This is a genomic window from Phycisphaerales bacterium, from assembly GCA_035627955.1.
Classification (GTDB): Bacteria; Planctomycetota; Phycisphaerae; order Phycisphaerales; family UBA1924; genus JAEYTB01.
On the sequence record DASPKU010000008.1, the window covers coordinates 84,505 to 109,844 of the forward strand.

The window sequence follows — 25,340 nt, forward strand, 5'->3', positions numbered from 1 at the left end:
GGGGGCCGCTGAGCCCCCCGCACCCGCGGTTGCTCTTACTTCCCTTCGGCGTTTTCGGGCAACTCCTGAACCTCGGTGAACACACCCGAGGAGCTATTGCTGAACCCGAACTCGCGGAAGAACGCCCAGCTGCCCCCCAGCAGGCCGCTCCGGCCCAGCCACAGGCGGGCAAACTCGGTCCCCATGGCGGTGGGGACCGCCGTCTGGGTGCTGTTCGCCACGTTCTGGGCAGGATTCTGCGAGTTCACCGGGGCGTTCCCGATGGTGTTGCTCGCCATGCCCACGCCACACGGGGCCGGGAGCGTGGTATCCGCCACGTTTACGGTCGTCCTGTTGAGCGTGCTGGACGACCCCATGCCTTTGCTCGCGCCCTCATCCCCCTCGGGCATGCGCGGTTCGGTGGGGTTGGTCTCGTCGAACAGCTCGCTGGAGTCGCCGCTCTCCTCAGAGTTCATCGGTGCAGTCTCGCTGCCCTGGGTGCTCTGCGAAGTGCTGCCCTGGCCCGGGCTGCTGTTCATCGGGGATGTCCCGGCGCTCTCGTTTGCGGGCGTCACGTTCTCCGTGCCGCCCTCGTCGGACATCTCCCCGTTCTCGTTCGAGCCCTCAAAGCCCTCGTCAGCCTTCGCCGGCTCCACATCGGTCGGCTCAGTCTTCGCGGGCTCCAGCGCCGGTGCGGGGTTGAAGGTGTTGCTCGCGTTCGCGGGCGTGTTCGTCACCACGTCGCTGGTGCTCGGCGCGACCGTGGGGGTCGCCGTGCCCGACGCCATCTCCTTCGTCGCCGGCTCGCTCATGCAGTCGGTGGTCTTCGGCGCCTGCGGAGCCGCGGCCTGCTCCAGCACCGCCTCGTCCTCACGCTCGTTGCTCGCGGGCGTGGTCTTCGCGCCCTCGGGCATGTCCGGGCTCTCGGCGTTCTCGACACGCCGGATCTCGCTCATCTTCTTCGCGTCACCGTGCAGCACGCGCTCCAGGAACGAGCGGTCCGGCCACTGGCTCTTCTCACCGGTCAGACGCTCACGGAGAGCGACCGCCTCCGGCTGGCGCGGGTTGAGGCTCAGCGAGCGGTTCACCTTCCAGATCGCCTTCTCGGTGTCGCCGGCCTGCGCCAGGCGCTCGGCCTCGACGTTCATCTTGCTGGTGAGCTTCTCGCGGCTCCAGTACAGCAGGCCCTCGCGGCTGCCCGCACGCACGTGGTCGATGTAATCCTTGCCCCGCGCCCCCGCCTCGCTCATCATCGTGTCGTTCACGATAGTGGGGGTGACGAGGAAGATGATCTCGTTGCGGTTCGTGCTGTCGTCGTTGCCGCGGAACGCCTGGCCCACGACCGGGATGTCACCCAGGAACGGGATCTGCCGGCGGGCCGAGTTGGTCGCCTCGCGGAACAGGCCGCCCAGCACCACCGTCTGGCCGTCGCCCACGATCACGTTCGTCACGAGCTCGTTGGTGATCTCGTCAGGGATGGTCACGGTCTTGCCGGCCGAATCGTTCGTGTCGCGGATCACCGCCTCCGACACCTGCGGCTTGAGCTCCATCCGCACCATGCCTTCGTTGGTCACGAAGGGGCGGAAGTTCAGCTGCGTGCCCGTGTCGAGGAACTCGACCGTCTGAGTCGTCGCCGTATCGGTCGAGGTCGTGCTCAGGTAGCCCACCTTGCGGCCAACCAGCACGCGGCTGGGCTGGCGGTTGAGGGCGAGGATCTTGGGGTTGCTCAGAATCGTCGTATCGGTCACTTCATCCAGGACGCGGAGGAACACCGCCACGTCGTTGCTGACCACGCCCACCTTCAGGCCGCCCGGGCCCGCGGTGTTGCCCACCGTGGACGACACGGCGCTGCCGCCGCCGTCGGCCGGCAGTGGCGTAGAGCCGCCGGGCGTGCCGCTGCCACGGATCAGCGAGTTCACCGCGCTGGTGGGCCCGCCGATGAAGTCGGTGAAGTTCATGTCCGCAATGATCGAGAAGTCCACGCCGAAGGCGTTGGCCTCGGTGAGGGTGGTCTGCAGGATCGTCGCCTCCACCAGCACCTGCGCCGGACGCGTGTCGAGCTGCTTGATCAGGTTCTCGACCTCGGCGACGTGATCCTCAAAGTCGATCACGACGAGCGTCGCGTTGCCCGCGTACTCGTCGTTGCCCAGCGGCACCGCGCCGGGCGTGGGGAACACGGCCGTCTTGCCGTTGGTCTTGATCTGGCCCGCCTCGCTCAGCAGCGGCTTCACGAACTCCGCCGCGTCGATCGCGTTCAGGTAGTTCAGGTTGATGACCTTGCTGACCTTCTGACGCTGGGCCTTCGCGATCACCTCCAGCTCGGCCTGGGTGTACACGTAGATGAAGTTGCCCTGCTGGATGTAGCCGAACCCGTTCACGTTCAGGATCGCGTCCAGGGCCTCGAAGAACGTCACGCCGTAGAGGTTGGCCGTCACGCGGGCGCTCACGGCCTTGCTGGCCACGATGTTCTTCTGGCTCTGGATGCTCAGCATCTCGAGCACGTTGGCCAGCTCCTCGTCGTTCACGTGCAGGTCGACGATGTTGTTCTCATCGACCTTCACCTTGTCGGTGGACACGCCGCCGCCATTGCCGCCGGTGGTCGCGGTGTTCTCAGAAGTGCCCGCGCCGTCGTCACTGCCGACGGGAGTGGTGGGGCTGGCGGGCGCCGCGTTGTCGGCCGGCAGCGGGCGCGTTTCGGGCACGCGCGGCTGGCTGGGCACCGTCACGTTGTTGGTCGCCGGAGCCTCCGACTGGCCCAGGGCGATCGCCCCGCCCGCCGCCTGCGTGAGCAGGGCCGCGAACAGAGCGCGGTGCATGGTGCTGGTGGTCCGCGTACGACGGTTCTGATTCTTCTGGTTCATGGTGTCAAGCCTCGTCATTGGTGTTCCTGTCCTGTCACCCAGCCGCTGGCTGCCCGTTGGAGGGGCTGGGGACGAAAGGTCGCGGTCCCACGCGGCACGCTTCACTCTGTGTCGGCGGTACCGGGGCGCGACTTTGGGCAACCGCGCGGTTTGCGGGAAACACTGCCGTCTGGGCCGTTTATGCAGGCGAGCGCCCACCCCCCGAAACCACGCCCCCCGCCCGGGCGAACCCGGGTCCGGGAGCGTCCAGCCGCCGCTGGTTCGCCAGGCGGTGGGGCATCAGCACTTCTGGACCGCCTACGCTGCCACACCACCCGCATTCAGCACATCAACAGGAGGATCACGATGGGCCAGTACCTCAACATGATGATCGACTCGTCCCGGCGCGGCCGCGGCCTTGCCGAGAAGCTCCTCGTCGGCATCAAGCCCGAGCAGGCCGCCCGCAAGCCCCACTTCGAAACCCCCGCCGCCCCGCAACTGATCGACACCAACCACCCGACCTTCTGCTACGGCCACCTCGCCATCTACCCGGCGCGCATGCTCAAGGTCGCCGGCCTCGACAGCACCGCGGCCGCGTGCCCGCCCGAATGGGACAACCTCTTCAAGGCCGGCTCCCCCTGCCTCGACGACAAGGACGGCACGATCTACCCCGCCTTCAGCACCATCACCGCCGCCCTCTTCAAGAACATGGACGCCGCCTTCGCCCAGCTCAGCACCCTCGACGACAAGGTCCTCCTCAACCAGATGCCCGACGAGCGCTACCGCGAGTTCTTCCCCACCGTCGGCATCGGCCTCAACTTCCTCCTCAACAACCACGTCATGATGCACCTCGGCCAGGTCAGCGTCTGGCGCCGCTGCTTCGGCCTCCCCAGCGCGATGTAAGAACCCCGACCGTCAGGGAGGGGCACGACCGCGCTTCGCGGTCGTCCGTGCAACTTCGACCCACGACCAACGCCCGCAACTACGGGCGTTGTTTATTTCCCGACGAATCCGCGAAACTCCGCCCCCTCCGCGCACCTCCGCGGTAGTTCTTCACCCCCGCACGAAAGGATTCGACCTCTTCTCCTCACCCACCGACGTCTCCGGCCCATGCCCCGGGTAGCACACCGTCTCCTCCGCCAGCGTGTACAGCTTCTCCCGTATCGCCCGCTCCAGCGTCCTGAAGTCCGACCCCGGGAAGTCCGTCCTTCCCACCGACCCCGCGAACAGCGCATCACCCACGATTGCCACGTGCGACGGCGCATGGTGCAGCGTCACGCTTCCCGGCGAGTGCCCCGGAGTGTGCAGCACGCGCCACTCCATCCCCTCCAGCGTGAGCACATCGCCATCCTTCAGCAGCCGGTCCGGCCCGTGCGCCGTCACCCTCATCCCCGACAACGCGCTCAGGTTCAGCAGGGGGTCGCTCAGCCACTTCTCCTCCGCCGCGTGCAGCAGCACCGGCGTCTTCGGGAATGCCCGCAGCGTCTCATCGACCCCCGCGATGTGGTCCACGTGCGCGTGCGTCAGCACGATGGCCTCGGGCCTCAGCCCCAGCCCCCGTACCCGCTCTAGCACCCTCCCGGGCTCAAACCCCGGGTCCACAATCCAGCACCCGTTCCCCGACTCCGTGCGTACCACGTAGCAGTTCTGTGCGAACGGGCCCAGAACAAACCCCTCGACAATGGGGGACTGCTGCTGCGATTGTGCCATAGCCGACACTGTAGTTGACGGGCATTGCCGGAGATGCAGTGCGAACGGCCCGGTCGTACGCTGGTCGGGTATGTGCAACTGCACCCCGCCTTCATGCCCCGCCACTTGGCCCGCGCCACGCTTGGTGCGAGGAGACTCCGTATGAGCCAGATCGATGATCCCTCCGTGGTCCCCGCGTCCATGCGCCCGCGCTCCCGCGGCAACGCCATCCTCGTGTGGCTCGCCGTCATCTACGCCGTGGCCCTGGGCCTCTCCATCCTCCTCATCGTCCAGGGCGACCGTCAGCTCGGCGCCGCCGGCGCCCTGCTCGTCCTCACCATGGGCCCCGTCGGCTTCGTGCTCGCCATGAGCCACGCCGACCGCCGCCGCGAGCAGGTGATGGACCGCCTCGAAGAACTCACCCGCACTGTCCGCGCCCTCAACAACCACGCCTCCCTCTCCAACGACGCCCGCCGCGTCCTCAACCGCCAGGCCGAGCGCGACCTCCTCCGCCTCGCCATCGAAGAGGACGTCAACAACAAGAACTGGGACGCGGCCATGGTCCTCGTCAAGGAGCTCGCCGACAACTTCGGCTACCGCGCCGACGCCGAGGAGTTCCGCCGCAAGATCGACCAGGCCCGCGCCCAGACCGTCGACCGCGAGATCAACGAGGCCGTCGCCTACCTCGACGGCCTCATCATCCAGCGCCGCTGGGACGAGGCCTTCGCCGACGCCGCCCGCCTCATGCGCCTCTACCCCGAGCTCCCCCGCGTCGAAAGCCTCAAGGCCCGCGTCGAGCAGGCCCGCGACTCCTACAAGAAGGAGCTCGAGCGCCGCTTCCTCCAGGCCGCCAACGAAGGCCGCCCCGAGGAGGCCCTCAGCCTCATGAAAGAGCTCGACCCCTACCTCACCGTCACCGAGGCCGAGCCCCTCCGCGAGAAGGCCCGCAACGTCATCGGCATGGCCCGCGATACCCTCGGCTCCGCCTTCAAGATGGCCGTGCAGGACCGCCAGTGGCGCGAGGCCGCGCGCCTGGGCGACCGCATCATCGCCGAGTTCCCCAACAGCCGCATGGCCGCGGAAGTAAAGGACGTCATCGACGGCATCCGCATGCGCGCGAACGAGATGCAGGCTGTCTGATCGCACCAAAAGAGCCGATCGCGCAACCGATCGAGTCTTCTTCTGCCCCATGAGATGACGAGACCGAGGCGCAAGCTTCGGACGATTCAACTGTCACCAGCGGTTGAACCACCCACCCAACGAGCCCGACGCGCAGGCGAGGGGCCGTCCCCCCACAAGGACCGACGCCTACTCAACCAGCCACCGATCCCCCGGCTCCCGCCCCCTCACCCTTCGCCACCTTCTTCGGCGGCCCCGGCTCCCGCAACGCCTTCACCACCAGAATCCCGATCCCCACGATCAAAAACAAGTCCGCCACGTTCGACACATAAGGCCACACGTCCCGCCCGCCCCACGGCCACGTCCACCCAAACGGCAGCTTCACCCGCGGCAGCGGGTGAATGAAGTCCCGCACACAGGCGTAGAACACCCGGTCGTACAAGTTCCCGATGCCCCCCGCCAGCAGCAGCGCGATCGCCACGTGCGACACATACTCCCGCGGCCTCGTCCAGAAGCAGAACAGCAGCACCCCCAGCACCAGCGCGATCATCGTGAACACGATGAAGAACCCGCGCTGCCCGGCCCCGAGGCCAAACACCGCGCCCCGGTTGGCCACCAGCGTGAACTCCAGCACCTTCGGCACCACCACCACCGGGTTGTGCAGCGGAATCTGGTCCGACGGGTTCCCCGTCCGCAGCACCTCTTCGCGGTCGATCACCACTGGCGAGCCCGCCACGCGGTTGAACGCCCACTCCTTCGTGCCAAGGTCCGCCGCCAGTGCCAGCAAAGTGACAACGAGCAAAACCGCCCAGGCCTTGCCCGAACGCCACGTCGGCTTGGGTGCAGTCACCACGTTTACTGCCTCATCGACTGACGCTCGAGCTCCCGCGCCGCCTCGATCGAGTACCGCGCCCACGGCAGCTCCTCCAGCCGCTCCTGCTTGATCGGCTTGCCCGTCAGCTCGCAGATCCCGTACGTCCCGTCCGCGATCCGCGCCAGCGCATCGTCGATCTCCCGGATCAGCTTGCGGTCCGCCGCCGCCAGGTCCAGCGACAGCGACTGGTCGTACGCCTCCGAGCCCTGCTCCGCCAGGTGCTGCGGCATGTTGGAGAGCGACCCGCTCTGCCCGCGCAGCGCCTGCGTCTCCATCGTGGAGATATCGCCGAACAGCTCCTTGCGCTTGGCCAGCAGGATCTGCCGGAAGTGCTCCAGCTCCTTCTTGTTGAACGGCGACTTGGCCTGCGGACGCGGGGCGTCGTCATTAGTCACGCCGCCGTGCTGCCCCAGCGGTCGCAGGTGCGCCGCCTTCGGTCCCGACGGAATCAGCGGCTTGCGCGACGGCCCTTTGGGGTCCAGCAGCCGGCTCATCCCCGCCGGGATCGCCGACACCGAGCTGCTCGGCGCCTTGGCCTTCTTCACCGGCTTCTGCGAGACGATCGTGATGCCCTTGCGCGCCGGCTTGTCGCCGCCCGCATCGCCCGCCTTCAGCGTCTCAGACTCCGGCGCCGCCTTCGCAGCAACCTTCTTCTTGGCCTCAACCTTGGCCTCAATCTTCGCCGCCGCCGCGGCCTCCGCCTTCGGCTTGGCCCCGCCCTTGGCCTTCGGCTCCGGCTTTGTCTCGGGCGCCTTCTTCGAAACCTTCTTCTCCGGTTTCTCGGCCTTCGCCTTCACCTTCGCGGCCTTGGGCTTGTCAGCGCGCTTCGCTTTCGGAGCTTTCTTCGCCACTGATACCTCGCGTCCGGCGTTGGAGGAGGCCCCCGCACGCCCGCTGGGCGCACAGTGACCACCCGATAATGGGCCGAAACGTAGGCCTGTTCAGGCGGTCAGTCAATCATTCCGCCCGAACAAACCCCGGTCCGATCCCCTATTCACCACGCGATTCATTCAGATTCAGCGCCCGCCAGCGCTACCCGCCGGCTCCTGCTCCCCCTGCGCTTCCAGGAACGAGCCCATCCGCCGGTACCGCTGGTACCGCTCCTCCAGCAGCGTCTCGATGTCCAGCCCCCGCAGGTGCTGCAGGTTCGACACGATCCACGCCTGCAGCGCCGCGGCCGTCGCCTTGGGATCCCGGTGCGCCCCGCCCGCCGGCTCCTCGATCACGCTGTCCACGATTCCCAGCGAAAGGTTGTCCGCCGCCGTCAGCTTCAGCGCCCGTGCCGCCGCCTGGTTCGTCTGCTCGTTGGCTTCTTTCCACAGGATGGCGGCGCACCCTTCGGGGCTGATCACCGTATACCACGAGTTCCGCAGCATCCCCACGCGGTCCGCCACCGCGATCCCCAAGGCGCCGCCCGACCCGCCCTCCCCGATGATCACGCTCACGATCGGCACCCGCAGCCGGCTCATCTCCAGCATGTTCACCGCGATCGCCTCGGCCTGACCGCGCTGCTCCGCCCCCAGCCCCGGGTACGCGCCCGGCGTGTCCACCAGCGTCACGATCGGCACGCCGTACTTCTCCGCCAGCTTCATCTTCGCCAGCGCCTTGCGGTACCCCTCCGGGTGCGCACACCCGAAGTGGCACGCGATCTTTTCGCTCGTCTGCTTGCCCTTCTGGTGCCCCACCAGCATCACCTTCAACGGCCCGATGCGGGCAAACCCCGTCACGATCGCCGGGTCATCGCCGTACCGCCGGTCGCCGTGCAGTTCCGCGAAGTCGCGGAACATGAGCCCGATGTAGTCCCGCGTCTGCGGCCGCAGCGGATGCCGCGCCACCCGCACCGTGTCCCACGCCGACAGGTTCGCGTAAATCTTGTTCAGCAGCTCGGTGTGCCGCGAGCGCAGCCCCGCGATCTCGCCCTGCAGCTGCCGTACCGCCGCGCTCTCCTCCCCGCCCCCCGCGGCCTCAACCTTCAGCCGGTTCTCCGCCGCCTCGATCTGCTGATCCAGCTCCACCAGCGGCTTCTCGAACTCAAGTTGGTAGAACGTCGCCATTGACTTAGTTCCGAAGCCCCTCCCGGAGGGAGGGGTTGGGGGTGGGTTCGTTTGACTCGATGCCGCTGCGAACAGCTGTGTGCCCCTCGGCACACCCACAAGTTTACGTCCCCACCCGCGCCCACGCCGGTACGCTCCCCCCATGAACCGATTCCCCGGCCCCCTCTGCTTCATCGGCGGCGGCAACATGGCGCGTGCCATCTTCGACGGGGCCCGCGCCGCGGGCGTCATCGACCCTGCGCAGGTCCTCGTCGCCGAGCCCGACGAGCACCGCCGCGCCCACTTCAATGCCGCTGGAGTCACCGCCTTTGCAGACACGCCGTCGGCTCTCTCCGCACTCCGCACCCGCGAGGGCGCCCACCCCGGCGCCATTCTCCTCGCCGTCAAGCCCCAGGTCCTCGCCTCCGTCGCTCCCGACCTCCGTGCCTTCACCGGCGCCGACTCCACACCCCGCACCCTCATCTCCATCCTTGCCGGCACCACCACCGCCAAGCTCCAGGCCGCCATCTCCAATTCCATCCACATCATCCGCGCCATGCCCAACACCCCGGCGCAGGTGCTCCAAGGCGCTACCGCCCTCTGCCTCGGCCCAGGCGTCACCTGGGACCACGCTGCGTCCGCCGAGTTGCTCTTCCGCGCCGTCGGACCGGTCGTCGTCCGCATCGACGAACGACTCATGGACGCCTTCACCGCACTCGCCAGTTCCGGCCCCGCCTACCTCTTCTACCTCGCCAACGCGATGATCGACGCCGGCGTTAAACTCGGCTTTGACCCCGCAACCTCCGACCGCCTCGTCCGCCAGACCATCACTGGAGCCGCGGCCCTGCTCGCCCAATCAACCTCGCCCCCCGCGGACCTGATCGCCGCCGTCAAAAGCAAGGGTGGCACCACCGAGGCCGCGCTCAACGTCCTCGCCCGCGAGAACGTGCACAATGCGTTCATCGCTGCCCTCACCGCAGCCCGCGATCGAGGTCGTGAGCTGTCCCAATAACCAGGCCTCGATGCCTGGATGCCTCATGCCTTGATGCCTTCCTCTTCAACCCGAATCCAGCTCCCGCGAGAACGCGGTCAGAAGTCCCGCCGCGCGAACCTCCACGACGCAATCCCCAGCACCACCGCCTCGAACGCGAACGACGTCCCCAGCACCCACCACAACGAGCGGCTCTGCAGCTCACGCCGGGCCTCCGCGGCGGACTCGGCGTGTGTAAGCGAATCGTCATCCGCGTTGCCGCGATTCCGCCGTCGCTGCAACTCGCGGTCCCGCTTCTGCCCCATGATCGCCGTGTTGAACCGCGACATCTCCTGCGGCGTCAGGATGGTCCGCTCCAGAAGCTCGATCGTCTCGGTCGTTTTGGGCAAGGGCGTTTTGAGGTGCACAAGGACGCCATGCCAGAAGCGCAGCTGCTCGGCGTCATCCCGCACCTCTTCCAGGTCGCGCCGTCCCCGGGCCAGGAAAGGGTTGGCCGCGAGAAGCTCCTCATCGGAATGCTCCCGCGACGGCGGCGGGCTGACCGGTTCGCGTTGCTCCTCTTGGGCCAGCTTCTCCTCCGCCCGCCGATCGGCCTCCTCCCGCGCGGCCTTCTCCATCCGCGGCACACGCCGCTCGAGCGACTCCAGGCGCGAGTTGTAGAACTCCCGCCCCACCAACATCCCCATGTCCCCCGCATTGAGCGTGAACAGGAGCAGCCACACCAGGAACGTCAGCAGCAGCGACGCGATCGTCGACCGCGTGAGCACGCCGAACAGCGCGCACACGCAGTACAGAAAGCTGTAGAACGCCAGCACGATCGGCACCGCCAGCAGCAGCCCCGGCTCCCACTTGCCCCCGCGGATTCCGAGCATGACCACGCACAGAGCCGTGAACACCAGGACCTGAACGCCCACGAACAGCAGGGCCGCGAAGTACTTGGTCAGGAACAGCCGCACCCGCCCGATCGGCTTGCTGATCACCATCTCCACCGCCCCACCCGCGAGGAAGTCGGGGAAAATCGGGGCCGTGGAGATGAGCGCCAGCACCGTCGCGATCCACGCGAGCCACAGATTCACCCCGAAGTTGACGAAGACCCACTTGTAATAGGCCGCGGGCGTCCAGAAGCTGGTGTTGAAGAGCGGGTTGGGGATTGTCCACGCCAGCAGCGTGATGCCGCGGTCATTGATCCCCACCGCTACGAACAGCAGGACGCACAACGCCGAGATGGCCAGTGAGATCCAGAACAGCTTCTTGCTGTTCAACTCACGGTACGTGTCCACGAAGATCGCCCACGTCTGCATCATCATGGCCGCGCCTCCCCTTCTCGCGACGCCCCCGGCGGCAGCGCCTCACCGGTCGTCGGATCGGTCACCGCCTCCATGAACAGGTCCTCCAGCGATGGCTTCGCCAGCCGCACCTGACGGATCACCAGCCCCCGCGCCCGCGCGGCATCGATCACCGGCTGCACCACCTCGGCGCTCATCGTCTCGATCCGCAGGTCGCTCCCGTGCAGCGTGCACGCGACCGGGTGCTGCTGCCCCCGCGTCCACGGCAGGATCGCCCGTCGACTCTCGTCATTCCCGTTGACGACCTCGCCGCCCTCGCCCTTCGCCCCCAGCAGCAGCACCTCGCCAAACGCCGCCCGCGCCGCCCGCGGCTCCAGCTCCAGCGACACCTCGTAGTACGTCCGCGGCTCCGTCAGCTCGCGGATCGTCCCCTGCGTCGCCACCTTCCCCTGCACCATGATCCCCACGCGGTCGCACACCATCTCCAGCTCGCTCAGGAGGTGGCTGTTGAGGAAAACCGTCCGCCCCTGCTCCCGCAGCCGCATCACCACATTACGGATGTCCCGCCGCCCCACCGGATCAACGCCGTCGGTGGGTTCGTCGAGCACCACCAGGTCCGGGTTGTTGATCAGCGCCTGCGCGATCCCCACGCGCTGCCGCATCCCTTTGCTATACCCCTTCACCTTCTTGTCCGCCCACGCGGTCATCCCCACCAGGTCCAGCAGCTCGCCGCTCCGCCGCCGCCGCTCCGCCCGCGGCGTCTGCGCCAGCGCCCCATAGAAGTCCACCACCTGCGCCCCCGTGAGGTAATCCGGGAACCGGTGGTGCTCCGGCAGGTACCCCACCCGCGCCAGCGTCGGCTTGTGCCCCACCGGCCGCCCCAGCACGGTGCCGTCCGCACGCGACGGCCTGATCACCGTCAGCAGGATCTTCACCAGCGTGCTCTTGCCCGCCCCGTTGGGACCCAGCAGCCCGAACACCTCGCCCCGCCGCACGCGCATCTCGACGCCCCGCAGCGCATGCACGCGCCCCTTGTACGTCTTGCTCACGTGCGACAGGTCGACTGCAAAGTCCTCACCCGTCTTCGTCGCCAGCACATCAGGTGCAAACACAGTGGCAGTCATTCAGTGTCCTGTTTCTGCCGTCGCTAGAGAGTTCCGCGTCCCTGTCATTCCGCTTTCCGCTTTCCGCCTTCCGCTTTCCTACACCCGCCGCCGCGCAACAACATGGAAGATGTGCCAATCCTTCACCTCCCCCGTCACCCCCGCCTCGCGGTTCTCGATCTCCTTGAGGTCCTCAAGGTTGAACTCCCGCAGCATCGCATTCACCTGATCGCGCGTGTGGTGCGTCCGGTCCGGCAGCGATGCCCACCCATCCCGCTCGCCGAAGAACTGCCCCGCAAACCGCCCGCCCACCGGGATCGCCCCGACGATCTCCCGCCACAGCGCCTCAAACGCCCCGGGATCACAGAACGGCAATGCATAGCTCGCGTTCACCAGCTCCACGCGCGGCAGCTTGAGCCCCTCAAATCCCGCCACCCGCGTCTCCAGCCGCGACCGCTGCTCCGCCGCCACCACCTTCTTCTTCAGCAACTCAACCGCCAGCGGCGAGCTGTCGATCGCCAGCACCCGCCACCCGCGCCCTAAAAGCTCCAGCGTGTCCCGCCCGCTCCCACACCCAAGGTCCACCGCGAGCCGCTCCCGCTTCCCCCCGCCCGCGGCGTCCTCGCGCTCGAACAAATCCAAAGCCTTCAGCAGCGTGTCCCTCGCCGGCTTGCCCTCCACCGCCGCGAAGTACGCCGGCCAGTCCCGCTTGGCCGCGTGCTCGTGGGCCTTGCCCGGCTTCGCGCCCGCGGCCTCTCCAGCAGCAGAACCAGCAGTGGGGGACCCGCGCAGATGTTCGTTCGAGGTCATAGGCTGTGCTGGAATGTATGAGACCACCCAGGACTTTGTTCGTGCCCTCGCACAATCCGGCGAGCTGAAGCGAATCTCCGCCCGCGTCTCGCCCATCCTCGAAATCAGCGAAATCACCGACCGCGTCAGCAAGTCCCCCGCCCCCAGCCTCCCATCTCCCGCCGCCCGCCGCACCGACCCCCGCCACCACGCCAACGGCGGCCACGCCCTCCTCTTCGACAACGTCGAGGGCTCTGACTGGCCCGTCCTCATCAACGCCTACGGCAGCTATCGGCGCGTCGAGATGGCCCTGGGCTGTGACCCCGCGATCGGCCTCGAAGGCCTCGCCGACCGCATTGGCAAGCTCATCAAGCCCGAACCCCCACCCACCCTCCTTGCCAAGCTCCAGAAACTCCCCGAACTCCTCGAACTCGCCCGCATCCCGCCAAAGAAAGTCCGCACCGGCCTCTGCCAGGAGGTCACCCTCACCGGCGACCAGATCGACCTCCGCCGCCTCCCCCTCCTCCGCTGCTGGCCCCACGACGGCGACCTCGCCGCGCTCGGCTACCCCGCCGACATCAACCACAACATCCCTGGCGTCGAGCACGGCCCCGAATGGGATGCAAAGCATCGCGGCCGCTACATCACCCTCGCTGGCATCCACACCATCCACCGCGATGACCTCGGCCACCCCGCTCCCCCCAGCCGCAACATCGGCATGTACCGCGTGCAGTTCTTCGGCAAGCGCACGCTCGCCATGCACTGGCACATGCACCACGACGGCGCCCGCCACTGGCGCAGCTGGAAAGCCAGAGGCGAGCGCATGCCCGTCGCCATCGTCCTCGGGGGCGAGAGCGTCCTCCCCTACGCCGCGACCGCCCCCATGCCCCCCGGCATCAGCGAACTCCTCCTCGCCGGCTTCCTCAACAAGGGCGCGATCCCGCTGGTGGACTGCAAAACCGTCCCCCTCGCCGTCCCCGCCAACGCCGAGATCGTCATCGAAGGCTACGTCGACACCCGCGCGGGCTTCCCCGGGTTTGATCCCCGCGTACAAGTGGCAAAGTGGCAAAGTGACGAAGTGGCAAAGTGGGACGCTGGTGCGCACAACTCTTCCACTTTGCCACTCAGCCACTCTGCCACTTTGCCACTTCCCTCACCCCTCGGCTCCGGCGCCGTCTTCGAAGGCCCCTTCGGCGACCACACCGGCTTCTACTCCCTCCCCGACCGCTATCCCATCCTCGAAGTCACGGCCATCACCCACCGCAAGAACCCGATCTACCCGACCACCATCGTCGGCCTCCCCCCGCAGGAGGACTACTACCTCGGCAAGGCCACCGAGCGCCTCTTCCTCCCGCTGCTCCGCACCATCGTCCCCGACATCATCGACTACGACCTGCCGATGTTCGGCGCGTTCCACAACTGCGCGTTCCTCAAGATCAAGAAGGAATACCCCTACCACGCCCGCCGCGTCATGCACGCCATCTGGGGCGCCGGCCAGATGAGCTGGACCAAGTCCATCGTCGTCGTCGACGAAGACATCGACCTCCACGACACCAACGCCGTCATGGCAGCAGTGGGGGACCGCTGCGTCCCCGCCCGCGACACCGAGCTCGTCCGCGGCCCGCTCGACATCCTCGACCACGCCGCCCCCTTCCTCGGCGCCGGCGGCAAGATCGGCTTCGACGCCACCCGCAAAACCAGCGACGCCGAGACCCACCCAGCCGCCCGCTCGCAATCACCCGTCGCCGCCGAAGTCTGCCGCACCACTCCGATCAACGCGGTGCTCGCCGACGACGCCCGCCGCGCCGAGCAGCGCATCCGCGAGCTACCCCACGTCCTCGACGCCGCGATCCCCGGAGCACTCGCCGGTCACTGGCTCCTCATCAAGCTCAACAAGACCGATGCCGCCCGGGGCCCCGCCACCATCAAGGCCCTTGGCTCACTCCCCAACGAAGTCGCCATCCCCCGCTACATCATCCTCGTCGGCCCAGACGCCGACGTGCAGAGCATCGACTCCGCCCTCTTCCACTGGCTTGCAAACAGCGACCCCCAACGCGATCACACGTTCTCGCTCTGTGGCCGGCGCGTCGCATTCGACGCCACCCCCAAACTCCCCACCGAAACCGCCAATGGCCTCCCCTGCCGCGACTGGCCCCCGATCATCACTATGGACGAGCCTACGAAGACGAGAGTAACCCAACGCTGGCCCGAGTACAGCCTTTGAATCCGCCACAGGCCCTGGAAGCAGGTAGCCCAAGCGTCAGTGCGGGCCCCGCGGCGACACCAGTCCTGGCCACGTCACCGCACCCAGTTCGTCGCCACTAGAACGGTACCTCCCCCTCAAACTTCCCCGTCCCCCCATTCTCCTCGTCAATCCACGGCGGCGGGCACGGGTTCCCATCATCATCAAACCACCCGCCCGTGACACCGCCCTGCCCATCCCAGTTCGGGTCCACCGGGTAGATGTCCATCAGGAACCCCGCGCCGTCGCACCCCGGCACAGGGCAGCACCAGAACCCGTGCTGCGACCCATCCTTCATCGTGCTCACACGCCACACGATCAGCTCGCTCCCATACCGCTTCCCGCAGTGCAGGCACGTCACCTCGCACGGCTTCTCCGGCGGCCCGAAGTGATCATCCTTCGGCGAGCACTCCCCCTGGAGACTCATCATCTCCCGTTCGTCCATCACCTCCGGGAAGTCATCCTCGGGCTTGTCGCCCGGCGCAGGCTGATTGGCGACCATGCACGCCAGCATACCAGCACGCACCCCGCCGCAACACCCTGATCTGCCCGCGGTCAACCCCTGCTCCGCCAACAAGATTTCTGAACCTGTCGCCGCAATCACTTGCGAATGTCACAACAACATCTGTGCGCAAGATCGTGGACATGCGCACAACCCCCCTTCTCGCCGCGCCGCCGCGCATCTAACTTCCTCGTAGCACCACCACTCCCCGCGCGAGGATCACGCCATGCCCACGACATCCCAAATCCCACATCCTCAATCCCAAATATCTTCTTCCTCCAGCCCTTCCTCCCCCTGCCCCCTCCCGCCACTTTCCCCCGAGGACCAGTCCACCCTCACCGCCCTCCTCCTCAACGACTTCGATCCCCTCGCCACTGCCAGCGACGCACGCTCTACGCCCCTCAACATTCTCACCTTCAGCGAGCGCCCGGAAATCGCCCCCTACATCGCGGCCCACCGCAAGCTCTCCCTGGCCCGCTTCGAAGCCCTCGCCCTCGAAACCCTCGCCCGCATGCTCACCCCGCCGCCCCACTCAACCAAGCAGCTCGACCACCACAACACCGAGTCCCGCCGCAGCGCCACCACCATCCTCCGCGCCGTCGCCAGCGCGTACAAGCTCCTCATGCGCGTGCAGCACCCCCCGCGCACACACCGCCCGCACCCGCCGCACCCGCGCCGTTCGACTGAATCGCTAGTACCGGTTGTCCCCGTCCAGCAGCCCGCCCAGCCCGCCGAGGACCGAACCCTCGTCGCGTCGGCGGCCGCCGGCCGCGGGGCTCGCGGCGTGAATGCGGTCCGCCAGCCGGCTGAAGGGCAGCGTCTGCAACCACACAGTGCCCGGCCCGGTCATCTGTGCGAAAAACAACCCCTCGCCGCCGAACAGCATGTTCTTGAACCCAGGGACCATCTGAATGTCGTAGTCCACGCTCGGCTCGAACGCGACCAGGCACCCGGTGTCAACCCGCAGCACCTCGCCCGCCCGCAGCGTCTGCGTGAGGATCGTCCCGCCCGCGTGCAGGAAGGCCTGACCCCGCCCGCTGGGGCTGCTGAGCTTCTGCAGGATGAACCCCTCACCCCCGAACAACCCCGTCCCGATGCGCCGGTTGAACGCGATGTCCACGTTCACGCCGCGGGCGGCACACAGGAACGAGTCCTTCTGGCAGATCAGCGTCCCGCGGTAGTCCCCCAGTTCCACGGGCACGATCCGCCCCGGATACGGCGCGGCGAACGCGACATCCTGCCGCTCCCGGTAGTTGTTCGTGAAGTACGTCACGAAGAACGAGTCGCCCGTGAGCGCACGCTTCCCCGCCTCAAACAGCTTCCCGAGCAGCCCTCCACCCTGCTTCATGGACATCTGCGTGCCCATCTCGATGCCCTGCTGCATGTACATCATCGCGCCCGCCTCAGCGACCACCGCCTCCCCAGGGTCGAGCGTCACGATGACAGCCTGAAGGTCCTCGCCGATGATGCGAAAGTCGATAGTGTCTGGTGTGGTCATGGTTGTGGTGGGATGAGAGAACAGGGGAAAGAGCGGACTCTAACCGCGGGCACGTCACTTACCTTCTTCAAGCCCCAGGTGCTCCAGGAACGAGTCCAGCCGCGGCTCGCGCCCGAGGTAGTCCTTCACCAGGTCCATCGCGTCCCGCGTACCCCCCTGGCTGATGATCTTTCTGCGGTAGTACATCCCCGCCTCCGGGCTGAGCATCCCCAGCTCCTTGAACCGCACCGCCATGTCGCTCGCGTACACCAGCGACCACATGTACCCGTAGTAGCCCGCGGAGTAGTTCATGAGGTGCCCGAACGCGGCCTGGTAGTAGGTGTGCTCGGGCATCTTCCCGAACATGGTCGCCTGCGGGTAGAGGGCGTGGGCGACCTTGGTGGTATCGACGACGCCGTCGCTTGTGGTTTCGTAGGCCTGGTCGGTGAGGCCGTAGAAAAACTGGGTTTCGGCATCCATGCCGCTGCCGACCCGCCGGGCGCGGACCATGGCGTCAACGAGGTCGGCGGGGATCGCCTCGCCGGTCTTGTAATGCCGCGCGAAGGTGGAGAGCACCTTGGCGTCCCACACCCACTCCTCGAACATCTGGCTGGGGGCCTCGACGAAGTCGAGCTCGACGTTGGTGCCGGCGAAGCGGTTGAACCTCGCCTCGCTCACGATCGTGTGCAGGCAGTGGCCGAACTCGTGGAAGAAGGTGTCGACCTCGCCCTTGTGGTCGAGGAGGCTGGGCTTTTCGGCGGTGGGCTTGGTGAAGTTGCAGACCAGGGCGGCGAGAGGGCGGGTCACGCGCCCGTCGGACCAGACCTTGTGCTGCGACAGCCCCCACTGGGCCGCGTGGTTGTACTTGTTCTCGCGCGGGTGGAGGTCGAGGTAGAACTCGCCGATCATCGTGCCGCTGGCCTTGTCGTAGACCTCGAAGAGGCGGACCTCGGGGTGCCAGAGGGGTCGCTCGCTGGTGCCAGCCCGGGCCGCGGTGACGTCCTTGTACTCGAGGCCGAAGAGCGACTGCGTGATGCTGAACAGGCCGTCGATGGTGCGGTCCAGCGGGAAGTACTCCTTCACCTTCTGGCTGTCCACGGCGTACTTGGTGCGCAGCAGGTAGTTGTTGTAGAAGAAGTAGTCCCAGGGCTGGAGGGTCGCGTTGTCGTCGCTGGTGTGCTGACGCTTGGCGGCGGTGAGCTCGGCGTGGTCCTTCTCGGCCTTCTTGCGGACGAGGGGGCGGAGCTTCTCGTAGAAAGCCGCGATCGTCTTGGCGTCCTTGGCCATCCGCACCTCGGCCTGATAGTCGCTCTCGTGCGCATACCCCAGCAGCTGCGCCTGCTCAGCCTTGAGCTTCAGGCTCTTCTCCAGGATCGCGACGTTCTTCTGCCCCGCCCGCCGCTTGTGCGCCAGCCACATCTTCTCGCGCGTGCTCTCGATCTCGCACGACTCCTGGATCGGCATGTACTCCGGGTTGGAGAGGCCGACAAGGAAGATGTCGCCCGACCGCTTCAGGCCCGCCAGGAACTCCTCGGGCATGCCGCGGAGCTCGTCCCGCGTGAGGTGGACGGTGCTCTGGTCCTCGGCGATGTTCTTGCTGAACTCGATGTTCAGCCTGTTGATTTCCTTCTGGACTTCGGTGAGGCGTGCCCGCTTGTCCGCGGACAGTCCCATGCCGTTGCGGCGGAAGTCGCGCTGGATGAAGTCGAGGAGGCGCTTCTGCTCGCCCTCGAGCTTGGGGCTGCTTTGGGCGTACGCCTGCACCGCCTTGTACAGGTCCTCACGCTTGCCCAGGTCGATGAGCCAGTTGCCGTACCGCTCCTCCGCCGCCTGGGCCTGGTCGCGGATCGCGGCGTCGGGGTGGACGTAGCCCATGAACTGGACCATGCTGGTCTCGTCCTCGAGCCGGGCGAGCAGGTCGTCGATCGCGCCGATGGTGTTCTCGAAGGTGCGCCTGGCGTCGGGGACGCTCACGATGGCCTTCACGGCGTCATCAGCGCGCTTGAAGGCGGGGTCGACGTTCATGTCGGGGTGGGTGACGGGCGTGCGGTTGGCGGTTTTCACACCGGAAGGGGCGGGCGGACGTTCCGTCGCCTTCTGGGCGAATGCCGGGAGCGCGAGACCTGCGAGCACCGCCAAAACCGCCGCCGCGTGACCACATGAACGCATGGGGAGAGCCTCCAGTCAAGAGTGAGGGCGCAAGTGTAACCCCGCGCGTGAGTGGGCGCTCCGGCGGTGCGCGCGAGCGGTGGTTCCGGGGACGAAGAAAAGCCCCGCCCGTCGGTGACGGGCGGGGCCTGCAAGAGACTCAGAGAAGCAGGAGGCCGGCTCAGCGGCGGCGGCGGATGATCGCCAGGCCGCCCAGGCCCATCAGCGCCAGCGCGCCGGGGGCGGGGATCACGGTCATCCCCGTGATGATGGCGCCGCCGCCAACCTCATCGATGGGCGTGAAGGTGCCGCTGGTGAGGTTGATGGTGCCGAAGGTCGAGCGGGACTGGCCGGCGTTCACCATGGTGGCGAAGGCGGTGCCGCTCTGGCCCGAGACATCGAAGCCGCCGAGCTCGGTGGCGTCGAAGTTGAGGGAGCCAACGTTCTGCCAGGTGCCCGCGTTTCCGCCGTTGGTGAACCGCACGAGCTGGTCACGCCCGGTGTCAATGGCGAACAGCTGTGTGCTCGTCGCGCCCGGCACGTTGTTCGTGTGCGCCAGGTGGACGACGTTCGAGTTCGTGTTCGTGCCCTCGCCCGCCGACAGCGGACGGGTGTTGCCGTCTGCGGTGATCGTCGCGTTGCCGGGGTTCAGCCGCAGGTTCTGCTTGGCGTTGCTCACGATCCGCATCTGGTCGGTCTGCGGGTTGAAGTCAGTGCCGAAGTTCGAGCCGTTCAGCGCCGGGTTGAAGGGGTTGGTGCCGATACGGGTGGCCTGCCCGCTCTGCAGGTCGATGGTGTACAGCCGCCCGAAGCTGCCCAGCGCGTACAGCTGGCTGGTCGAGGGCCGCATGTCCAGGCCCAGCACCGTCTCGTTCTGCGCCAGGCCCTGGATGGCCACGCCGGTAAGGATGTTCGTGGGGTCGGCGCTGTCCCAGGTCACGAGGAAGTTCTGGAACGTGGTCGCCGCGATGATCTCCGCCTTTGCCTGGATGCCGAGCGCCGTGAGAGCCGCACACCCAGCCAGCGCCGCCGCTGCCTTCGTCATACGCACCATTGGTAATCTCCTAAAGGGAACGCCTCCTGAGCAGAAACCCCTTCTGCACTGGCGGAATAGGCGGCTGGGTTCTGAGGCGCCAGTGAATCTGCCCCAAGCGTGGCAAGGGGTTACATGCGGTAAGGGCTCATTCACCGACCCGACTTGCGCGCCCTTACAAGCGCATCACATGGTGTCGACTCGGGCCCTTTGGAAGCAGCGCCAAGTATGCAAGAACCCACCCCGCAAACTACGCAACTACGCCGCTTCAACCCTGTGGCACGCCTCATGAGCTTCTACCGGGGTGCACGCACCCTCGAGCAGCCGGCCAATGGGAAACCCATCCTCATCCTTCCCGCGGCGCCGATTACCACCCCCACCCTCACGACCGTCGCCACCATCGTCGGCGTCGTCATCCTCCTCTACGCGGCCAAGGAGCTCCTGATCCCTCTCGCCCTCGCCGCGTTCATCGCCATGCTCCTCCAGCCGCTTGTCGAGCGGCTCAAGAAGCTCCGCTTCTCCCACGGAGCCTCTGTCCTCATCGTCTCGACCCTCGCCCTCATCCCGGTTGTTGCCATCGGCTGGCTCGTGTTCCGTCAGTTCATGAACGTCATCACCACCCTGCCACAGCACACCGACAACATGCGCGCCAAGCTCGCCGAGGTGCAGGGCCCCGCCGGCGGCGTGTTCGAGCGATTCGGGGAGATGCTCAAGCGCCTCCAGCAGGGCAACGCGCCCGACGAGCCCTCGGGCGACCCGCTGCCGGTCACCGTGGTCGAGCCCCCCGAAGGCGCCCTCACCACCCTCCAGGAATACGCCGGGCCCATCCTCGAGCCCATCGCGATGATCGGCATCACGCTCGTCTTCGCCGTGTTCATCCTGTTCCAGTGGGACGACCTCCGCGACCGCTTCATCCGCCTTGTCTCGCGGGGGCGGCTCACAACCACCACCGCCGCCCTCGACGAGCTCTCCGCCCGGATCGGCAAGTTCCTGCGGATGCAGTTCATCATCAACACGATGAACGGGGCGTGCATCGGGTTGGGGTTGTACCTGCTGGATGTGCCCAACGCGCTGCTGTGGGGGTTCCTGGCGGCGGTGCTGCGGTACATCCCGTACGTGGGGGCGATCACGGCGGCGCTGCTGCCCATCGCGCTGACCATCGCAACGGCGCCGGGGTGGACGCAGCCGCTGCACGTGGTGCTGTTCCTTGTGGTGTACGAGATCATCAGCAATAACTTCATCGAGCCGTTCATGTACGGGGCGTCGACGGGGATCTCGGCGATGGCGCTGCTGCTCGCGGCCATCTTCTGGGGCTGGCTGTGGGGGATTCCGGGCATGCTGCTGGCGACACCGCTGACGACGTGCCTGGTCGTTGCGGGGCGGCACGTGCCGCAGCTGTCGTTCCTGGCCGTCATGCTGGGCGACCAGCCGGTGCTGGAGCCCGCGGCCAAGTACTACCAGCGGCTCATCGCGATGGACGGCGAGGAAGCGAGCGAGGTTGCGCTTCAGTACATCGAGGGCCACTCGCTCACCGAGCTTTACGACGACGTGCTGCTGCCGGCGCTCAAGAGCGCGGATACCGAGCTGGAGGATGAGAAGCTGGACCGGGCGCACTACGACTTCATCCTGAAGGTGACAGCGGAGGTCGTGGAAGACGCGGCCCTCAAGTACTCGCAGCTGGAGCTCGCCCGGGAGGCCGAAGCGCCAACGCTGCCTGCACCCGACCCGCAGAAGCCGCCCACGCCCAGGCTGCCGCGTCTGTCGTCCCCGATCGAGCGGCTGCGGGTGCTCTCGATCCCGGCGCGGGACGAGGCGGACGCGATCGCCGGGTGCATGCTGGAGAAGCTGGCGCACTCGGTCGGGGTTAGCGTGCGGGCGCTGGACATCGATGACCTTGGGACCGATCTGTCGGCGATCGTGGCCGAGCACCAGCCCGACTACATCCTGGTGTCGTCGGTGCCGCCGCACGCGTCGACCCATGCGAGGGCCCGGGCGAAGATCGCGCGCCGGCGGGCGGCGGACTACCGCTACATCGGGGCGGTGTGGGGGGTGACGGCGGAGTCGACGCTGCGGTCGCGGCTCGAGGCGTCGGGGTTTGAGGCGATCGTGGGATCGATGGCGGAGGCGGTGCAGTACCTGAGCGAGGCCGCGCCGAAGGTCATGCCTGAGGCGGGCGCTGTGGACCGGGGGGACGAGCAGAACCGCGGGCCGGGGCGCGCTTCGGCCTGACGGCGTCGGCGGCTTCGTCTAGTGAAATGAGCTTGCGGAGGTTGTCGAGGGTGTCAGCGTCCTGCGGCTTCTTGTCGTCTCGGATCCGGGCGATGCGCGGGAAGCGGACGGCGACGCCGGAGCGGTGGCGGGTGGAGGGGTGGATTTCCTGGAAGGCGATCTCCATGACGAGCTTGGGCTCGAGGAAGCGGACGGGGCCGCGGCGGTCGATGGTGTGGCGGCGGACGAAGGCGTCGACGCGCCGGATTTCTTCGTCGGTGAGGCCGGAGTAGGCCTTGGCGAAGGGGACGAGCTGGCCCCGGTCCCACACTGCGAAGGTGTAGTCGGTGAAGAGGCCGGCGCGCCGGCCGGAGCCGGGCTGGGCGTAGAGGAGCACGGCGTCAACGGAGTAAGGATCGACCTTCCACTTCCACCAGCCGGCGTCGCCGGCGCTCGCATTGCCCTTGACGCGGCCGACGTGGTAGACCGAGGTGCGGTGCTTGAGCATGAGGCCTTCGGAGACGCGGGATTCCGCGGCCTTGGCGCGGGCGGTGGCGAGGTCGTCCCATGACTCGTGCGGGATCAGCTCGGACGTTCGGACCGGCAGGTTGCCGGTGTCACGCAGCGAGCGGACGGTCTGCTCGAGGCGTGCGCGGCGTTCTTCGAACGGATGGGATCGCAGGTCGGTGGCGTCGGCCTCGAGCTGGTCGAATGCCATGTAGACGATGATGGTGGTGTCGAAGAGGGAGGGCTGGAGGTCCTTGCGGCCAAGGCGGGTCTGGATGCTCTTGAAGGGGCGGGGCTGCTCGTCGCTCGTGCTCCACGCGAGGACCTCACCGTCGAGCACGGTGCCATCGGGGAGTGCGTCTCCGATGCGGATGATCTCAGGGAACTGGTCGCTGATAACGCCTTCGCCGCGGGACCAGAGGAATGTGCGGCCCTGGCGGCGGATGAGCTGGGCGCGGACGCCGTCCCACTTCCATTCGGCGAGCCAGTCGCGGGCATCGCCGAGTGTGTCGGGCGCGCTGTCGAGCTGGTGGGCGAGGCAGAAGGGGTAGGGGTGGCCGATATCGTCGCGCTCGCTGCGGGGGGACAGCAGCGCGCGGTATGCCTCTGGCGTGGGCTCGATGGCGCCGGTGAGGCGGTGGGCGATGGTGTCGGGCTCGATGCCGGCGGCCTCGGCGAGGGCGCGGACAACGAGGCCGCGGGCGACCCCGACGCGGAAGGTGCCGCTGATGAGCTTGTGGAAGAGGAAGAGCTGGGCGCGGGGGAGGAGTTCCCAGGCGTGCCTGAGGAGGATGGCCGCGCCTGGGCCGTCGCTGCCGCCCATGGGGATGATGAAGTCGCGGAAGACGCGGTGCAGGGGGAGGTCGGGTTCGCGCCCCGGCGCGGGGAGGAGCAGCGTGGACATCTCCGACCAGTCACCCGTGGCGTCATAGCACTCGCCGAGCATCCACCCCGGGAAGCCCGTGACTTGGCTGAGTGAGTCGGCGAGGACGCGGATGCTGATGGTGCGCTTGAGGCGTTTGCCGGCGAGGCACATGAGGCCCCAGGCCGCGTCCTCGGGCGGGGCTTCTTCGAAGTAGCGGCGGAGGGCGGCGACCTTCTCTGACGTTTTCGTCGTTTGATCAAGCTCCTGGTAGAGGCGGGCGAAGCGTTTCACGCCGGCTCTCCGAGGCTGGCTTCAAGGGCCGCGGCCTGCTCGGGGGTCTCGCCGGATTCGCCCTCGTATCGGGAGGCAACCACAAAGGTCTGAAGGCCCTGCTCGGCGAGCCAGCGGGCGACCTGCTCCGCAAAGCCGTGAGTGACACCGACGTGCTGGGCGCCGGTCTCGCGCACGGCCCACATGAGGCCGGGCCAGTCGCAGTGGTCGCTGAGGACGAAGCCGCGGTCGACGTTACGGCGTCGGCGTGCGCCGCGGACGCGCATCCAGCCGCTGACGAAGGCGGTGGAGACGCCCTCGGGGCCTGCCAGGCGGCGGAGCCAGGTGGTGGCGCTGGTGGACGGTGGCGCGACGACGAGGCCCACGCCCTGGAGTCGTTTGGCGTCGTCGCCGGTGGCGCGCTGGGTGTCGGGGAGGTGGACTCCAGCGGCGAGGTAGGCGCGGTTGAGCCGCCAGATGGAGCCGTGGGCGCCGATGGGGCCGATGGAGGGGTCCAGCCCTGCGAGCACGCGCTGGGCTTTGCCGAGCGGCCACGCGAAGACGAGGCTGGTGCGGCCTTCGGCGGCGTTGGATCGCCACCACGCGTTGATGTCGGCGATGACGTCGGCCTGAGAGGGCCAGCGGTAGATGGGCAGGCCGAAGGTGCTCTCGGTGATGAGCGTGTGGCACTTGACGACTTCAAAGGCGCGGCACGTTGGGTCGGGCTCGACCTTGTAGTCGCCGCTGACAACCCAGGTCTCGCCCGTTGCGCTCTCGACACGCACCTGCGCGGAGCCGAGGATGTGGCCGGCGGGGTGCAGCGATACCTTGACGCCGCCCTGCTGCACCGTCTCGCCGTAGTCGATGGCTGTGATCGGCGTGCTCTCGCCCAGGCGAAGGCGCAGCACGCCCTCGCACTCGCGGGCGCACAGGTAGGCGCGGCTGCCGGGGCGGGCGTGGTCGGCGTGGGCGTGGGTGATGACTGCCCGCTCGACAGGGGCCCATGGGTCGATGTGGAACCCGCCCTCCTCGCAGTACAGCCCGTGCGCGGTGGACTGGATCAGGGGCATGGGTCACCCGTTGAGGCGCGGCAGAGCCAAGCCGCGCACCTGGGCAACATAAGTAGGCGGGGAAGGTCGAATGGAAAGAGAGGCATCAAGGCATGAGGCATCCAGGCATCGAGTCAGGGGCGGGGGGTGTCGAAGCTCTCGTAGAACTCCTGCACTTCCCATTCTGACGGCGTGGTGGGGCGGTCCTCGCGCCGCCAGCGGTGCGGCTCGTGTACGCGGCGCTGCGAGCCGCTGGCGCGTTGCGGGCTGTCCTGCTCCTCGGCACGGCGGTCCTGCGGTGAACGGTCCCAGCGGTCCATGCAATCCTCCTCGTAG

The 25,340-nt window shown here is 67.6% G+C and carries 20 protein-coding genes; 5 read left to right on the forward strand and 15 right to left on the reverse strand.

The window, feature by feature from the left end:
• Positions 1-35: 35 nt before the first annotated feature.
• Positions 36-2,840 (reverse strand): hypothetical protein, encoded by a 2,805-nt coding sequence (locus tag VD997_08090; GenBank protein ID HYE61943.1) that lies wholly within the window; start codon positions 2,838-2,840, stop codon positions 36-38.
• Positions 2,841-3,185: 345 nt separating this feature from the next.
• Here VD997_08090 and VD997_08095 point away from each other — a divergent pair, with 345 nt between their 5' ends.
• A complete protein-coding gene (locus VD997_08095; protein ID HYE61944.1) occupies positions 3,186-3,722 on the forward strand; it encodes a hypothetical protein in 537 nt (178 codons plus the stop codon).
• 150 nt (positions 3,723-3,872) lie between these two features.
• Here VD997_08095 and VD997_08100 read toward each other — a convergent pair whose 3' ends face one another.
• A complete protein-coding gene (locus VD997_08100) occupies positions 3,873-4,529 on the reverse strand; it encodes an MBL fold metallo-hydrolase (GenBank protein HYE61945.1) in 657 nt (218 codons plus the stop codon).
• 141 nt (positions 4,530-4,670) lie between these two features.
• Between VD997_08100 and VD997_08105 the strand changes: the two genes are divergently transcribed.
• Positions 4,671-5,648 carry a hypothetical protein gene (locus VD997_08105; GenBank protein ID HYE61946.1) on the forward strand — a complete coding sequence of 326 codons (978 nt, stop codon included), beginning with the start codon at positions 4,671-4,673 and terminating at the stop codon, positions 5,646-5,648.
• 172 nt (positions 5,649-5,820) lie between these two features.
• Here the strand turns inward: VD997_08105 and VD997_08110 are convergent, their stop codons facing one another.
• The 3 genes from VD997_08110 to VD997_08120 form a co-directional block, all read right to left on the reverse strand.
• Positions 5,821-6,480 (reverse strand): signal peptidase II, encoded by a 660-nt coding sequence (locus VD997_08110; protein HYE61947.1) that lies wholly within the window; start codon positions 6,478-6,480, stop codon positions 5,821-5,823.
• A 2-nt stretch (positions 6,481-6,482) separates the two neighbouring features.
• Positions 6,483-7,352 (reverse strand): TraR/DksA C4-type zinc finger protein, encoded by an 870-nt coding sequence (locus VD997_08115; GenBank protein ID HYE61948.1) that lies wholly within the window; start codon positions 7,350-7,352, stop codon positions 6,483-6,485.
• Between the two features lie 165 nt (positions 7,353-7,517).
• Entirely contained in the window at positions 7,518-8,555 is a 1,038-nt protein-coding gene (locus VD997_08120; GenBank protein ID HYE61949.1) for an acetyl-CoA carboxylase carboxyltransferase subunit alpha, read from the reverse strand.
• 142 nt (positions 8,556-8,697) lie between these two features.
• On the opposite strand from VD997_08120, the gene proC reads away from it, so the two are divergent.
• On the forward strand, positions 8,698-9,546 hold the full coding sequence (proC, locus tag VD997_08125) for a pyrroline-5-carboxylate reductase (GenBank protein HYE61950.1): 849 nt from the start codon (positions 8,698-8,700) through the stop codon (positions 9,544-9,546).
• 77 nt (positions 9,547-9,623) lie between these two features.
• On the opposite strand, the gene VD997_08130 is transcribed toward proC, so the two are convergent.
• The 3 genes from VD997_08130 to VD997_08140 form a co-directional block, all read right to left on the reverse strand.
• The gene (locus VD997_08130) at positions 9,624-10,832 is read right to left on the reverse strand and encodes a hypothetical protein (GenBank protein ID HYE61951.1); all 1,209 of its coding nucleotides are present in this window, start codon (positions 10,830-10,832) and stop codon (positions 9,624-9,626) included.
• Positions 10,829-11,935 carry an ABC transporter ATP-binding protein gene (locus tag VD997_08135; protein ID HYE61952.1) on the reverse strand — a complete coding sequence of 369 codons (1,107 nt, stop codon included), beginning with the start codon at positions 11,933-11,935 and terminating at the stop codon, positions 10,829-10,831. The genes VD997_08130 and VD997_08135 overlap by 4 nt, the downstream gene beginning before the upstream one ends.
• A 78-nt stretch (positions 11,936-12,013) precedes the next feature.
• Positions 12,014-12,724, reverse strand: coding sequence for a class I SAM-dependent methyltransferase (locus tag VD997_08140; protein ID HYE61953.1), 711 nt, complete (start codon positions 12,722-12,724; stop codon positions 12,014-12,016).
• A gap of 13 nt (positions 12,725-12,737) precedes the next feature.
• Between VD997_08140 and VD997_08145 the strand changes: the two genes are divergently transcribed.
• The gene (locus VD997_08145) at positions 12,738-14,927 is read left to right on the forward strand and encodes a UbiD family decarboxylase domain-containing protein (GenBank protein ID HYE61954.1); all 2,190 of its coding nucleotides are present in this window, start codon (positions 12,738-12,740) and stop codon (positions 14,925-14,927) included.
• Between the two features lie 97 nt (positions 14,928-15,024).
• Here the strand turns inward: VD997_08145 and VD997_08150 are convergent, their stop codons facing one another.
• The 4 genes from VD997_08150 to VD997_08165 all read right to left on the reverse strand — a co-directional run bounded on the left by VD997_08150 (position 15,025) and on the right by VD997_08165 (position 20,117).
• A complete protein-coding gene (locus VD997_08150; protein ID HYE61955.1) occupies positions 15,025-15,447 on the reverse strand; it encodes a hypothetical protein in 423 nt (140 codons plus the stop codon).
• 691 nt (positions 15,448-16,138) lie between these two features.
• Positions 16,139-16,945 (reverse strand): TIGR00266 family protein, encoded by an 807-nt coding sequence (locus tag VD997_08155; protein HYE61956.1) that lies wholly within the window; start codon positions 16,943-16,945, stop codon positions 16,139-16,141.
• 54 nt (positions 16,946-16,999) lie between these two features.
• Positions 17,000-19,093: a M3 family metallopeptidase gene (locus VD997_08160; GenBank protein HYE61957.1), complete on the reverse strand. Its 2,094-nt coding sequence runs from the start codon at positions 19,091-19,093 to the stop codon at positions 17,000-17,002.
• A gap of 160 nt (positions 19,094-19,253) precedes the next feature.
• Positions 19,254-20,117: a DUF4394 domain-containing protein gene (locus VD997_08165; GenBank protein ID HYE61958.1), complete on the reverse strand. Its 864-nt coding sequence runs from the start codon at positions 20,115-20,117 to the stop codon at positions 19,254-19,256.
• Positions 20,118-20,393: 276 nt separating this feature from the next.
• On the opposite strand from VD997_08165, the gene VD997_08170 reads away from it, so the two are divergent.
• Positions 20,394-22,334 (forward strand): AI-2E family transporter, encoded by a 1,941-nt coding sequence (locus VD997_08170; GenBank protein ID HYE61959.1) that lies wholly within the window; start codon positions 20,394-20,396, stop codon positions 22,332-22,334.
• Here the strand turns inward: VD997_08170 and VD997_08175 are convergent.
• The 3 genes from VD997_08175 to VD997_08185 form a co-directional block, all read right to left on the reverse strand.
• Entirely contained in the window at positions 22,264-23,976 is a 1,713-nt protein-coding gene (locus tag VD997_08175) for an ATP-dependent DNA ligase (protein ID HYE61960.1), read from the reverse strand. The genes VD997_08170 and VD997_08175 overlap by 71 nt on opposite strands.
• Positions 23,973-25,025: a ligase-associated DNA damage response exonuclease gene (locus tag VD997_08180; protein HYE61961.1), complete on the reverse strand. Its 1,053-nt coding sequence runs from the start codon at positions 25,023-25,025 to the stop codon at positions 23,973-23,975. Before VD997_08180 ends, VD997_08175 begins: the two co-directional genes overlap by 4 nt.
• Positions 25,026-25,138: 113 nt before the next feature.
• A complete protein-coding gene (locus tag VD997_08185; GenBank protein ID HYE61962.1) occupies positions 25,139-25,324 on the reverse strand; it encodes a hypothetical protein in 186 nt (61 codons plus the stop codon).
• Positions 25,325-25,340: the final 16 nt, after the last annotated feature.